The sequence below is a fragment of the Microbacterium galbinum genome (genome assembly GCF_023091225.1).
GTDB lineage: Bacteria > Actinomycetota > Actinomycetes > Actinomycetales > Microbacteriaceae > Microbacterium > Microbacterium galbinum.
This window is the reverse complement of record NZ_JAHWXM010000001.1, coordinates 719,037-731,633: the sequence shown is the minus strand read 5'-3', so window position 1 is coordinate 731,633 and position 12,597 is coordinate 719,037. Positions and strand designations below refer to the sequence as shown.

Annotated in this window: 14 protein-coding genes; 11 read left to right on the top strand and 3 right to left on the bottom strand. The window is 67.6% G+C overall.

The window, feature by feature from the left end; translation table 11 throughout:
* Positions 1-48: 48 nt before the first annotated feature.
* Both KZC52_RS03700 and KZC52_RS03695 read right to left on the bottom strand, forming a co-directional pair.
* Entirely contained in the window at positions 49-624 is a 576-nt protein-coding gene (locus KZC52_RS03700) for a DUF4395 domain-containing protein (RefSeq protein WP_247622712.1), read from the bottom strand.
* Positions 625-643: 19 nt separating this feature from the next.
* A complete protein-coding gene (locus tag KZC52_RS03695; RefSeq protein WP_247622711.1) occupies positions 644-1,057 on the bottom strand; it encodes a thioredoxin family protein in 414 nt (137 codons plus the stop codon).
* A 113-nt stretch (positions 1,058-1,170) separates the two neighbouring features.
* Between KZC52_RS03695 and KZC52_RS03690 the strand changes: the two genes are divergently transcribed.
* Genes KZC52_RS03690 through KZC52_RS03680 form a run of 3 tightly spaced genes read left to right on the top strand, consistent with a single transcriptional unit; the run spans position 1,171 to position 3,214 of the window.
* Complete coding sequence (locus KZC52_RS03690; RefSeq protein WP_247622710.1) at positions 1,171-1,980, top strand: thymidylate synthase; 810 nt, start codon at positions 1,171-1,173, stop codon at positions 1,978-1,980.
* On the top strand, positions 1,977-2,453 hold the full coding sequence (locus KZC52_RS03685) for a dihydrofolate reductase (RefSeq protein WP_247622709.1): 477 nt from the start codon (positions 1,977-1,979) through the stop codon (positions 2,451-2,453). Before KZC52_RS03690 ends, KZC52_RS03685 begins: the two co-directional genes overlap by 4 nt.
* On the top strand, positions 2,453-3,214 hold the full coding sequence (locus KZC52_RS03680) for an SDR family NAD(P)-dependent oxidoreductase (protein WP_247622708.1): 762 nt from the start codon (positions 2,453-2,455) through the stop codon (positions 3,212-3,214). Before KZC52_RS03685 ends, KZC52_RS03680 begins: the two co-directional genes overlap by 1 nt.
* Positions 3,215-3,223: 9 nt before the next feature.
* On the opposite strand, the gene KZC52_RS03675 is transcribed toward KZC52_RS03680, so the two are convergent.
* Entirely contained in the window at positions 3,224-3,772 is a 549-nt protein-coding gene (locus KZC52_RS03675) for an NUDIX domain-containing protein (protein ID WP_247622707.1), read from the bottom strand.
* A gap of 62 nt (positions 3,773-3,834) precedes the next feature.
* Between KZC52_RS03675 and dapA the strand changes: the two genes are divergently transcribed.
* The 8 genes from dapA (at position 3,835) to recA (ending at position 12,450) form a co-directional block, all read left to right on the top strand.
* The gene (gene dapA, locus KZC52_RS03670; protein ID WP_247622706.1) at positions 3,835-4,812 is read left to right on the top strand and encodes a 4-hydroxy-tetrahydrodipicolinate synthase; all 978 of its coding nucleotides are present in this window, start codon (positions 3,835-3,837) and stop codon (positions 4,810-4,812) included.
* A gap of 53 nt (positions 4,813-4,865) precedes the next feature.
* Entirely contained in the window at positions 4,866-6,542 is a 1,677-nt protein-coding gene (locus KZC52_RS03665) for a ribonuclease J (RefSeq protein WP_247622705.1), read from the top strand.
* A gap of 67 nt (positions 6,543-6,609) precedes the next feature.
* Positions 6,610-9,375 carry a DNA translocase FtsK gene (locus KZC52_RS03660; RefSeq protein WP_247622704.1) on the top strand — a complete coding sequence of 922 codons (2,766 nt, stop codon included), beginning with the start codon at positions 6,610-6,612 and terminating at the stop codon, positions 9,373-9,375.
* A complete protein-coding gene (gene pgsA, locus KZC52_RS03655) occupies positions 9,375-9,950 on the top strand; it encodes a CDP-diacylglycerol--glycerol-3-phosphate 3-phosphatidyltransferase (RefSeq protein ID WP_247622703.1) in 576 nt (191 codons plus the stop codon). The genes KZC52_RS03660 and pgsA overlap by 1 nt, the downstream gene beginning before the upstream one ends.
* A complete protein-coding gene (locus KZC52_RS03650; RefSeq protein WP_247622702.1) occupies positions 9,947-10,432 on the top strand; it encodes a CinA family protein in 486 nt (161 codons plus the stop codon). The genes pgsA and KZC52_RS03650 overlap by 4 nt, the downstream gene beginning before the upstream one ends.
* Positions 10,433-10,573: 141 nt before the next feature.
* Positions 10,574-10,882, top strand: a complete 309-nt coding sequence (locus tag KZC52_RS03645; protein ID WP_060925763.1) for a helix-turn-helix domain-containing protein — start codon at positions 10,574-10,576, stop codon at positions 10,880-10,882.
* A 24-nt stretch (positions 10,883-10,906) separates the two neighbouring features.
* Positions 10,907-11,131, top strand: coding sequence for a DUF3046 domain-containing protein (locus KZC52_RS03640; protein ID WP_247622701.1), 225 nt, complete (start codon positions 10,907-10,909; stop codon positions 11,129-11,131).
* 269 nt (positions 11,132-11,400) lie between these two features.
* Complete coding sequence (recA, locus tag KZC52_RS03635) at positions 11,401-12,450, top strand: recombinase RecA (RefSeq protein ID WP_247622700.1); 1,050 nt, start codon at positions 11,401-11,403, stop codon at positions 12,448-12,450.
* Positions 12,451-12,597: the final 147 nt, after the last annotated feature.

The following is a 12,597-nucleotide window of genomic DNA, read 5'->3' as shown; positions in this document are numbered from 1 at the left end:
CGTCGCGTCGTCGCCAGCCTAGCGAGCGGCGCTCTCCGGGGGAACGTGTCAGGCCGTGCGCGTGCGTCCGAGGAGTCCCGCGCGCTGGAGCAGCAGGTACAGCTGGCAGCCGAGGCACAGGCCGATCGCGGCGTTCAGGAACGCGGCGATGAACGCGGTGGCGGTGGCGATCGGGAGAGCCCAGGGCACGCCTGCCAGCTGGAGGACGAGGCCGATGGTCACGACGAACAGACCGACTCCCTGCGCGAAACGCGGCGGACGGGGGTCTTCGAGCTCGGTCGGGGGCGCGAGACGCGGACGGATCGCGCGGCGGAAGAGCACTCCCCACGGGGCGGTCGCGGGGGAGAGGATGCTCCAGAGGAAGAGCAGCGCGATCACCACGGTGAGAAGGAAGGCGGGATCGAGTGCGCGATCCGAGACCGGTGCATCCGCGATCACCCATTGGCTGCCGGACGTGAACGTCGAGTCGGAGCGAGGGTGGTAGGCGAACCACCCGAAGGTCGCCACGCCCCGAGCCGTCGCGAGTCCGGTGAGTCCGAGAAACGTCGCGATCAGCAGCAGGACGGCCGTGATGGTCGCGGCGAAACGCGGACCGCGGGGATCGATGCCGGCGGGAGAGGACATGGATGCTCCTGACGTCGTCTCAGAGGGAGGCGAGGGCTTCGGTGAGGGCGCGTCGCTGCGGCACGCCGTGGAATCGGGAACGCACGGCGCCGGATTCGTCCACGAGGAACGTGGTCGGCGTCTGGAGCACGTGATAGCGCGAGGAGAGGTCGGGGCGGTGGGTGAGGTCGACCTCGACGTGACGGAGGCCGTCGCCCTCCTCGGCATAGGAGCGCAGCATCCGGCGGACCTGCGGGCAGCGGGCGCACATCTCGGTGCTGAACTGCACGAGCGTGGCTTTCGATCCGAGCTCGGCGGGAACGGCATCCTGTGCATCGAATCGCAGCGCTCCGCCCGCCCTGCGGCGTCCGTCCCGACGCTTCGCGACTGCGCCGATCACGACCGCGAACGCCACGAGCGCGGCGAGGATCGCGAGGGCGACGACGGGAGACATGCATCGAGGGTACGGCGCGGGTGCGGGTGGAGGGGTCGATGTGTCCGACGATGACGGCAGCGAGCGGATGCACCTCCGCCCGTGTCGTGATGCGGGAAGGTATTCTGGCTCTCATGAGCGCAGCCGTCCCGACGCCGTACGAAGACCTCCTCCGCGACGTCCTCGAGAACGGAACGCACAAGTCCGATCGCACCGGTACCGGGACGACGAGCGTGTTCGGACGGCAGATCCGCTTCGACCTGTCGCAGGGTTTCCCGCTGATCACCACCAAGCGTGTGCACTTCAAGTCGATCGCCTACGAGCTGCTGTGGTTCCTGCGCGGCGAGTCGAACGTGCGATGGCTGCAGGAGAACGGCGTGACGATCTGGGACGAGTGGGCGGACGACGCCGGGGAACTCGGACCCGTCTACGGCGTGCAGTGGCGTTCGTGGCCGACACCGGCGGGGGAGAGCATCGATCAGCTGGCGGAGGTCATCGAGCAGATCCGCCGCTCGCCGGATTCCCGTCGCCTGATCGTGTCGGCCTGGAACCCCGCCGACATCCCCGACATGGCCCTCGCGCCCTGCCACGCGCTCTTCCAGTTCTACGTCGCCGACGGCAAGTTGTCGTGCCAGCTCTACCAGCGCAGTGCCGACATGTTCCTCGGCGTCCCGTTCAACATCGCGTCCTACGCGCTCCTCACCCTGATGATCGCCCAGCAGGTCGGTCTCGAGCCCGGCGACTTCGTGTGGACGGGCGGCGACTGCCACATCTACGACAATCACATCGAGCAGGTCACCGAGCAGCTCACCCGCGACCCCTACCCGTACCCGACGCTGCGCTTCGCGCGTACGCCCGAATCGATCTTCGACTACACCTTCGAGGACTTCGTCGTCGAGGACTACCAGCACCACGCTCCGATCCGCGCGGCGGTCGCGGTATGACCTGGGTCGGCCTGATCTGGGCGGAGGCGGCCGGTGACGTCATCGGCGCCGAAGGCGGCATGCCGTGGCACGTTCCCGAGGACCTGGCGCACTTCAAGGAGGTCACGCTGGGTGCCCCCGTCGTGATGGGGCGCAAGACGTGGGACTCGCTGCCCGAGCGGTTCCGCCCGTTGGCCGGCCGAGAGAACATCGTCATCACCCGCCAGCAGGACTGGAGCGCCGAGGGTGCACGCCGAGCGGCGACCGTCGCCGAGGCGGTGCGCGGCCAGGATCGGGTCTGGATCATCGGGGGAGCCGAGATCTTCCGGCAGGTGATCGGTGACGCCGATCGGCTCGAGGTCACCGAGCTGGACCTCGAGGTCGACGGCGACGCGTACGCTCCCGCGAAGACCGGATGGCGCCTGGTCGACGAAGGGGAGTGGCTCACCTCCCGCACCGGCGTGCGCTACCGCTTCCTCGGATACGAGCGCTGATGCCCACCGCGCTGATCACCGGAGCGAGCGCCGGACTCGGGGCCGAGTTCGCACGTCAGCTCGCGCGGCGCCGCGCCGACCTCGTGCTGGTCGCGCGGTCGGAGGAGGCCCTGTCGTCGTTCGCGGCCGAGCTGCGCAGCGAGTTCGGTGTCGCCGTCGAGGTGCTTCCGGCCGATCTCGCGATCGAGGAGGGCGTCGAGCGGGTCGAGCAGCGACTCGAGCGCGCGGATGACCCGATCGACCTGCTCGTCAACAACGCCGGGTTCGGTTTGCCCCTGCAGTTCGCCGACAACGACATCGCCGACGAGGTGCGTCACCTGCGGGTGCACGTCGAAGCCTCGATGCGCCTCATGCACGCCGCGCTGCAGACCATGCGCGGTCGGGGAGGGCGCATCATCAACGTGGCCTCGGTGGCCGGATTCATCTCGCGTTCGACCTATTCCGCCTGCAAGGCGTGGCTGATCCAGTTCAGCCGGTGGGCCAACGCCGAATACGCACGGGACGGGGTCAGCGTGACCGCGCTGTGCCCCGGGTTCACCCACACGAGCTTCCACGAGCGGATGGGCCTGGCTCCGGGGCGCGAGGGCGTTCCGGCGATCATGTGGCTCGACGCGCGCGACGTGGTGCGCGAGGGACTGCGAGACGCCGCGCGCGGGAAGTCCGTGTCGGTGCCGTCGCTGCGGTACAAGGTGATCGTGGCCGTGGCGGGTCTGCTTCCGCGGTCGGTCACGGCAGGGATAGCTCGGCGCGGACGGGTCTGACGATCCGGCTCAGCGGAATCGTCCCAGGCGGATACCGGCGAGGGCGAGGGCACCGATCGTCTCGCCGTCCCTGATGCGTCCCTCGGCGATCATCGCGAGCGCATCGGCGAACGGCACCCAGGAGACCTGGTCGATGCCCTCCTCGCGCTGACTCTCCGCGGCCGTCGCGGGGTCGGACGCGGTCAGTCCACGGGCCAGGAAGACGTGCTCCGGAGCATCCGCGACGCCGTTGAGCGCGTTCATGATGCCGAGCTCGTGCCATTCGGATGCCGTGAACCCGGTCTCCTCGAGGAGTTCGCGTCGCGCGGCGACGAGCGGATCCTCGCCGTCGCTGCCGCCGGCGGGCACCTCGACGGAGATCCCCGTCGTGTAGCGCTCGAGGGTGACGAGACAGACGCGCTCCTCGTCGTCGAGCGCGACCACGAAGACGGCGGGATGCTGCATCCGCACGACCCCGTAGATGCCGTCGTCCCCGCCGGGGCCGGTGACCTTGTCCTCGCGTACCTCGATCCAGCGGTTGGCGTAGACGGTGTCGGACTCGTGAGTGACCCATGCCATGCCACGAGCCTAGTTCGCGGCCGCGTCCTCGTGAGGTCGGGCCGAGACGATACTCTGGTTGCATGACGCACTCGGGCAACCCTTTCGGACAGGTTCTCGTCGCGCTCGTCACTCCGATGACGGCCGACGGCGAAGTCGACTGGCCCGCCGTCGAGAAGCACATCGATGACGTCATCACCGCCGGTGCTGACGGTGTCGTCGTGACGGGAACGACCGGCGAGACCTCGACCCTCACGGACCCCGAGAAGCTGAAGCTCGTCGAGATCGGCAAGTCCGTCTCCGCCGGTCGCGCCAAGATCATCACGGGGGGCGGGTCGAACGAGACCGCCCACGCGATCGAGCTGTACAAGGCGAGCGAGAAGGCCGGCGCCGACGGCATCATGATCGTCACGCCGTACTACAACAAGCCGACTCAGGCCGGCATCCTCACGCACTTCCGTCTGGTGGCCGATGCCACCGACCTGCCGGTGATCCTGTACGACATCCCCGGGCGCACCGGTGTGCCGATCAAGTACGAGACCATCCTGCGCCTGGCGAAGCACCCGAACATCCTCGCGGTGAAGGACGCCAAGGGCGACTTCTCCGAGGTGAGCCGAGTGCTCAACCAGACCGATCTCATGTACTTCTCGGGTGATGACGCGAACGTGCTCCCGCACCTCGCCATCGGCGCGACGGGCCTGATCGGTGTGACCGCGAACATCACCGCGACTCCGTACCGCACGATCGTCGACGCCGTGAATCGGGGCGATCTCGCCACCGCGACCGCCGAGCACAAGCGTCTTGAGCCCCTCGTGCGCGCCGTGATGACCCACGTTCCCGGAACGGTCGCCGCCAAGTACATCCTCCACGGCCTCGGCCGGATCTCCAGCCCGCGCGTGCGTCTTCCGCTCGTCGGGCCGGAGGAGTGGGAGGCCGCACTCATCGAAGACGAGCTCGATCTCGTCGCCGGCGTCCCGGGCGCCGATTTCTCGAACTTCCGCCCCGACCGCAACGCGGCCGCCGGTGGTGCCCTGCCCAAGGTGCACGGCACGACGCGCTGAGTCGCGTCGCCATGAACGAACGGACGCGCCGAGTGTCCGACTGAGGAGACAGCATGTCCATTCCCCTGGCCGAACCGTCCGCTCTCGACGAAGGAACGCTGCGGGTCATCCCGATCGGCGGTCTCGGCGAGATCGGTCGGAACATGACGATGTTCGAGTACGACGGCAAGATCCTGATCGTCGACTGCGGTGTGCTCTTCCCCGAGGAGCACCAGCCCGGCGTCGATCTGATCCTTCCGGACTTCGAACCGATCCGCGACCGCCTCGACGACATCGTCGGCGTCGTGCTCACGCACGGGCACGAAGATCACATCGGCGCCGTTCCGTACCTCCTGCGTCTCAAGGGCGACATCCCCCTGATCGGGTCGGGTCTGACCCTGGCGCTCGTCGAGGCGAAGCTGAAGGAACACCGCATCAAGGCGTTCACGCTGACGGTCAAGGAAGGCCAGCAGGAGAAGGTCGGCCCCTTCGATCTCGAGTTCGTGGCCGTGAACCACTCCATCCCCGACGCTCTGGCCGTCGCCATCCGCACGCCGGCGGGCATGGTGCTCGCCACCGGTGACTTCAAGATGGACCAGCTGCCGCTCGACGGACGCATCACAGATCTCCGCGCGTTCTCGCGCCTGGGAGAGGAGGGAGTCGACCTCTTCCTGGTGGACTCGACCAATGCGGATGTGCCGGGCTTCACCCCGACCGAGCGGTCGATCGGCCCGGTGCTCGACCAGGTGATCGGCAAAGCGCCGCGCCGTGTGATCGTCGCGAGCTTCTCGAGCCACGTGCATCGCGTGCAGCAGGTCATCGACGCGGCCCACGCCCACGGGCGGCGCGTGGCGTTCCTCGGCCGCAGCATGGTGCGCAACATGACCATCGCCGAGCAGCTCGGGTACCTGAAGGTGCCGGCCGGCGTGCTCATCGACTTCAAGAAGGCGCGCGACCTCCCCGACGAGCAGATCGTCTACATGTCGACCGGTTCGCAGGGCGAGCCGATGGCGGTGCTCAGCCGCATGGCGAACATGGATCACGCGATCGAGGTCAGCGAGGGCGACACCGTCATCCTCGCCTCGAGCCTCATCCCGGGCAACGAGAACGCCGTCTACCGCGTGATCGACGGCCTCACCAAGCTCGGTGCGAACGTCGTGCACAAGGCGAACGCCCGCGTGCACGTCTCGGGACACGCCGCGGCGGGGGAGCTGCTCTACTGCTACAACATCCTCAAGCCCAAGAACGTGCTGCCGGTGCACGGCGAGTACCGTCACCTCATCGCGAACGCCAAGCTGGCGCAGGACACGGGGATCGCCGAGGAGCGCACGATCATCGCCTCCAACGGCACCGTCATCGACCTGCGCGACGGCGTGGCGTCGGTCGTCGGACAGCTCGACCTCGGCTTCGTGTACGTCGACGGCTCGACGGTCGGCGAGATCACGGATGCCGATCTCAAGGACCGTCGGATCCTGGGCGAGGAGGGCTTCATCTCGGTCATCGTGGTGGTGGATGCCGCGACCGGACGCATCATCTCCGGGCCGGAGATCCACGCGCGCGGTGTCGCCGAGGACGACTCGGTCTTCGACGACGTGACGCCGAAGATCGTCGCCGCGCTCAAGGAGGCCTCCGGCAACGGTGTGCGCGACACCCATGCGCTCTCTCAGGTCGTGCGTCGCACGATCGGCCGGTGGGTCAACCAGCGTCTGCGTCGCCGTCCGATGATCGTCCCCCTCGTGATCGAGGCGTGATCAGCGGGATCGGCTGAAAGCCGCGTCGATACGCGGGAATGTCGGCCGTGGGCCGTAACGTGAGGGCATGGCCAGGAGTACGACCAAGTCCGAGCGCGCGTCCGGGAGCGCGCCGTCCCGCCCCTCGCGGCGGGCGGCTCCCCAAGCCTCGCCTGCGCCAAAGAAGCCGGCAGCGAAGAAGCCCGTCCCGAAGAAGTACATCGACGAGCTCGACAAGCCGCCGGTGGCGGTCCGGGCGTGGACGGGGCTCGCACACGGTGTGGGTGGGCTCTTCCGCGCCTTCGGCCCGGAGACGCTGGAGAAGGACGACCGTCGTGACGGCTTCCCGTTCCTGCTGGTGCTGCTGGCGATCCTCGGTGCGGTGAACGAGTGGTTCTTCATCGGCAACGAGGTCGCCGCCAACATCAGTGCGTACTCGGTGGGGATGCTCGTCGGGCGGATCGCCTTCTTCATGCCGGTGCTCCTGCTCCTGCTCGCCGGTTGGCTCTTCCGCCATCCTTCCTCGGTGCACGACAACGGACGCATCGGAATCGGTTTCGGTCTCTTCGTGCTCGCCCTCGCGGGCATCAGCCATGTCGCCGCCGGTGCTCCGAGCGGCGCGGGCGGGGTCACACGACCGCAGCCGAGTCAGGGACCGACGGCTGTCAGTGAAGGCGGAGGCCTCGGTGGCTGGCTCGTCGGTGAGCCGCTCGCGCTGGTGCATCCCGCCGTGGCGTACGTCGTGCTCGGGCTCATCATCGTGCTGAGCATCCTCATCCTCACCAAGACGCCGCCCAACCGCATCGGGCGACGCCTCGGCGACCTCTACGCCTGGATGTTCGACGCCGAGCGCCCGGAGCCGAAGGCGGAGACGCCCGAGATCGACGATGCCGACAAGACCGACGACGAGAACGTCCTGCCCTGGTGGCGCCGCAACAAGAGCGGCCGCGAGGAGGACCCCGACGAGGGCACCCTCGGCTCCGACGACATCACTGCGCTCCTCTCGACGGCGGAGCCGACCCCGGCATACGACCAGGCCGTCGTCGTCGAGAACCCGTACGACTCCGCCACCGAGGTTCTGTCCGACGTGCGCTCCGTCGCCGATTCCCTCGCCGAGCAGCAGACGACGGCCCTTCTCGACGACGATTCCGACACCGGCGAGGTGCCCGAGCTCCCGGGCCTCGACGGCTTCGGGACCGAGGGCCCGGGAGACCGCGGCCCCCAGGCGCCGGTCGCGCCGTACATCCTCCCGTCGCCCGGCCTCCTGGTCGAGGGACCGCCCCCGGTCATGCGCTCCGAGGCAACCGACAAGGTGATCGAACAGATCACCAGCGTGCTCACGCAGTTCAAGGTCGACGCGAAGGTCACCGGCTTCTCGCGCGGACCGACGGTGACGCAGTACGAGGTCGAGGTGGGCCACGGCGTCAAGGTCGAGAAGATCCTGCAGCTGAGCAACAACTTCGCCTACGCCGTCGCCTCGAACGACGTGCGCATCCTCTCGCCGATCCCCGGTAAGAGCGCGATCGGTATCGAGATCCCGAACGCCGACAAGGAGATGGTCGCGCTCGGCGACGTGCTCCGCTCACCGGCCGCGCAGAAGAGCACGCACCCGATGACGATCGGCGTGGGCAAGGACGTCGGCGGCAACATCGTCATCGCGAACCTGGCGAAGATGCCCCACCTCCTGGTCGCCGGTTCCACCGGTTCCGGAAAGTCCAGCTTCGTGAACTCGATGATCACGAGCCTGCTGATGCGTGCGCGCCCGGCGGACGTACGCATGGTGCTGATCGACCCGAAGCGCGTCGAGCTCACCAGCTACGCGGGTGTGCCGCACCTGATCACTCCGATCATCACCAACCCGAAGAAGGCGGCCGAGGCGCTGCAGTGGGTCGTCAAGGAGATGGACATGCGGTACGACGACCTCGCGTCGTTCGGATTCCGTCACATCGACGACTTCAACCGCGCGGTGCGCGCCGGCGAGGTCGAGGTACCCGTCGGCAGCGAGCGCGTGCTCAAGCCGTATCCGTACCTCCTCGTCGTGGTCGATGAGCTCGCCGACCTCATGATGGTCGCCCCGCGCGACGTCGAGGACTCGATCGTGCGCATCACCCAGCTCGCCCGTGCGTCCGGCATCCACCTGGTGCTCGCGACCCAGCGCCCGAGCGTCGACGTGGTGACCGGCCTGATCAAGGCCAACGTGCCATCCCGTCTCGCGTTCGCGGTGACGAGCGTCACCGACAGCCGCGTGATCCTCGACAGCCCCGGCGCCGACAAGCTCATCGGACAGGGTGACGCACTGTTCTCGCCGATGGGTTCCTCGAAGCCGTTCCGTCTGCAGGGTGCGTGGGTCGACGAGAAGGAGATCGACGCGGTCGTCAAGCACGTGACGCGACAGGCCCGGCCCGAGTACCGCAACGACGTCCAGGAGGCGCTGGAGCCGCGCAAGAAGGAGGTCGACGAAGACATCGGCGACGACCTCGAGCTGCTGTTGGCCGCCGCCGAGCTGGTCGTCTCCTCGCAGTTCGGTTCGACCTCGATGCTGCAGCGCAAGCTCCGCGTCGGCTTCGCCAAGGCCGGACGCCTGATGGATCTGCTCGAGTCGCGCGAGATCGTCGGCCCGTCCGAGGGTTCCAAGGCTCGTGACGTGCTCGTCACGGCGGAGCAGCTCGGGGGAGTGATGGCGAAGCTGCGCGGTGAGGATGTTCCCGCGACGCCCAACGCGGGGCCGGCGGCTCCCGCCCCGGCACCGGCGGCGGCGATGGCCTCCGATCCTCTCGACGCGCAGTTCGAGGGTCTTCCCGTCGTCGAGGCCGAGGGCGATGAAGACGCCTGGGGCCTGACGGGACGCGACTGATGGCGATTCCTCGGCAGCTGCCCAACGCGATCACCATCGCGCGCATCCCGCTCGCGGTGGTGTTCTTCGTACTGCTCCTGCTCGGAGGTACCTACGGGGTTCCCGATCTCGCGCTGCGCTGGACTGCCGCCATCCTGTTCATCTTCGCCATCTCGACCGACTGGGTCGACGGCTACCTCGCCCGCCGCTACGAGATCGTCAGCGATTTCGGCAAGCTCTGGGATCCGATCGCCGACAAGCTGTTGACGGGCGCGGGTTTCATCGGACTCGCGATCCTCGGCGAGGTGTCCTGGTGGATCGTCGCGATCATCCTCGTTCGCGAGTGGGGCATCACGATCCATCGCCTGATGATCGTCAACGAGCACGTCGTCGCGGCGGCGTGGATGGGCAAGGTGAAGACCGCTGTGCAGGGTGTCGCTCTGGCCTGGGCGCTGATGCCTCTGCACGTGGTGATCGGCCTTCCCGCCTGGACCCTCATCACCTTCGTGCTCATGCTCGTGGTGCTGGTGCTGACCATCTGGAGCGGGATCGACTACGTCGTCGCCCAGGTGCGCGGGGCGCGTCGGAGTCGATGACCGACCTCGCGGCATCCGTGATCGAGACGCTCGGGCGTCGCGGCTGGACACTCGGCGTGGCGGAATCGCTCACGGGCGGGGCGGTGATCGCCGAACTCGTCGGCGTGCCGGGTGCGTCCTCCGTGGTCCTCGGAGGAGTGGTGGCGTATGCGACGCCGGTCAAGCACACGCTGCTCGGGGTGGACGAGTCGCTCCTCGACCGAGAGGGCCCCGTGCATCCGGAGGTCGCACGCCAGATGGCGCGGGGCGTCCGGCACGCCGTGAGTGTGGACGGCATCGACGCGGCGGTCGGCGTCGCGACGACGGGAATCGCCGGCCCCGTCTCGCCCGACGGGCAATCGGTCGGAACCGTGCACATCGCCGTCGCCACGCCGGAGCGCATCGAGGCGCGATCGTTCCTCTTCCCCGGTGACCGGAATCGGATCCGGTCGGCGTCCGTTCGAGCCGCCCTCGAGATGCTCCGAGAGCTATCCCGGGAATAGTCGCCGTCGCGACGAGGTTACTGATTTCGTGCTCACACTCAAACCACAGAGTGCAGTTGTAGATTTTATGAAGGTCGGCGAGGTTATACTGGCCATCACTTCGGGGGAGACTCCGAGAAACCGATTGGGGAGGAGGTTCCGATGATTCTTGTACGACAGGAAATCGGCGATGTGCTGAGGGACTTCCGTCTGCAGAAGGGGCGCACCCTTCGGCAGGTCGCGAGCAAGGCTTCCGTAGCGCTCGGCTATCTGAGCGAAGTGGAGCGCGGTCAGAAGGAAGCGTCGAGCGAGATCCTCGCCTCCGTCGCCGATGCGCTCGACGTCCCCATCTCCACCATCATGCGCGAGGTCGGAGATCGCATCTCCGTGCTCGAGGGCATCCAGGTGTTCCCCGACGTCGTTCCCGACGATCTGGTCGCCTCGATCGAGCCCGAGCTCTCGCTCCACTGATCCCACGCACCCCGTCGTTGCGCGATGCGTCGAAGTGAGTTCCTGCGTGCCGTCGAGGACGAGTTCCCCGGCCGCACGTCGTCGGTGTTGAACGATCTGGTGCTGACCCCGCTCGCCGGTCGCACGGCGAAAGAGGCTCTGGCTGCGGGGATGCCCCCGCGAGAGATCTGGTTCGCGCTCTGCGACGAGATGGAAGTGCCCGAGAACCGACGGCACGGTGCCGGCCGGCTGGAGCCGCGTCGGCGCTGAATTCGCGCATGCGTTCGATCAATGTCGAGATCGGATGCCGGGATGCGGCGTGTCGTCGAATATTCGTTCGAAGCGGGCGTAGTCTTCTGCACAGTGGTTCAGACGTTCGTGTTTTCCACTGTTCGTGTGACTCGACGACGCAATGTCGGAGGCTCCTCGTACGGTGAAGACATGGCCACCGAGCCATACGCCTTGTCGGAGAGTTGCTTCCAGCCGGAAGCGCCGCGACAGCCTACAGGCGGCACCACGCGAAGCAGAAGGAGCACGACATGCCATCTCCCGCCGACCGCGAGAAGTCCCTCGAGACCGCACTCGCCCAGATCGACCGCCAGTTCGGAAAGGGCTCGGTCATGCGGCTGGGCAGCGACGAGCGCGCACCCGTCGCAGTCATCCCCACCGGCTCCATCGCCCTCGACGTCGCTCTCGGCGTCGGAGGCCTCCCGCGTGGCCGCATCGTCGAGATCTACGGCCCGGAGTCCTCGGGTAAGACCACGCTCACGCTGCACGCGATCGCCAACGCCCAGCGCGCCGGTGGTATCGCGGCGTTCATCGATGCCGAGCACGCGCTCGACCCCGATTACGCCGCCAAGCTCGGCGTCGACATCGACGCACTGCTCGTCTCGCAGCCCGACACGGGTGAGCAGGCGCTCGAGATCGCCGACATGCTCGTGCGCTCCGGTGCCATCGATCTGATCGTCATCGACTCCGTGGCAGCGCTCGTGCCCCGCGCCGAGATCGAAGGTGAGATGGGCGACTCGCACGTGGGTCTGCAGGCGCGACTGATGTCGCAGGCGCTTCGCAAGCTCACCGGTGGTCTTAACCAGACCAACACCACGATGATCTTCATCAACCAGCTGCGCGAGAAGATCGGTGTGTTCTTCGGCTCTCCCGAAACGACCGCCGGTGGTAAGGCGCTCAAGTTCTATGCATCGGTTCGCCTCGATATCCGTCGTATCGAGACCCTGAAGGACGGCACCGACGCGGTGGGTAACCGTACCCGCGTGAAGGTCGTCAAGAACAAGATGGCCCCGCCCTTCAAGCAGGCGGAGTTCGACATCCTCTACGGAGTGGGCATCTCGCGCGAGGGTAGCCTGATCGACTTCGGCGTCGAGCACGGAATCGTCAAGAAGTCGGGGTCGTGGTACACCTACGACGGTGACCAGCTCGGCCAGGGCAAGGAGAACGCCCGTACGTTCCTGCTGAACAACACCGACGTGGCACTCGCCATTGAGACGCAGATCCTGCAGAAGCTCGGCATTGGTGGCGCGGCTGCTCCCGCGGCTCCGGCAGATGAGCTCGCCGAGCGTCGCCCGGCCTGATCATGAACGGTGAGAACGGGGGCGGTCCGCATCAGGACATCGGGCGGGTCGCCCCCGTCATCCCTCTTTTCGGAGCGCGGGGCGTCACCCCGCCGACCGCGACCGCGAAGACTCCCGATACAGCGGTGGAGCCACCCGCTCCAGTAT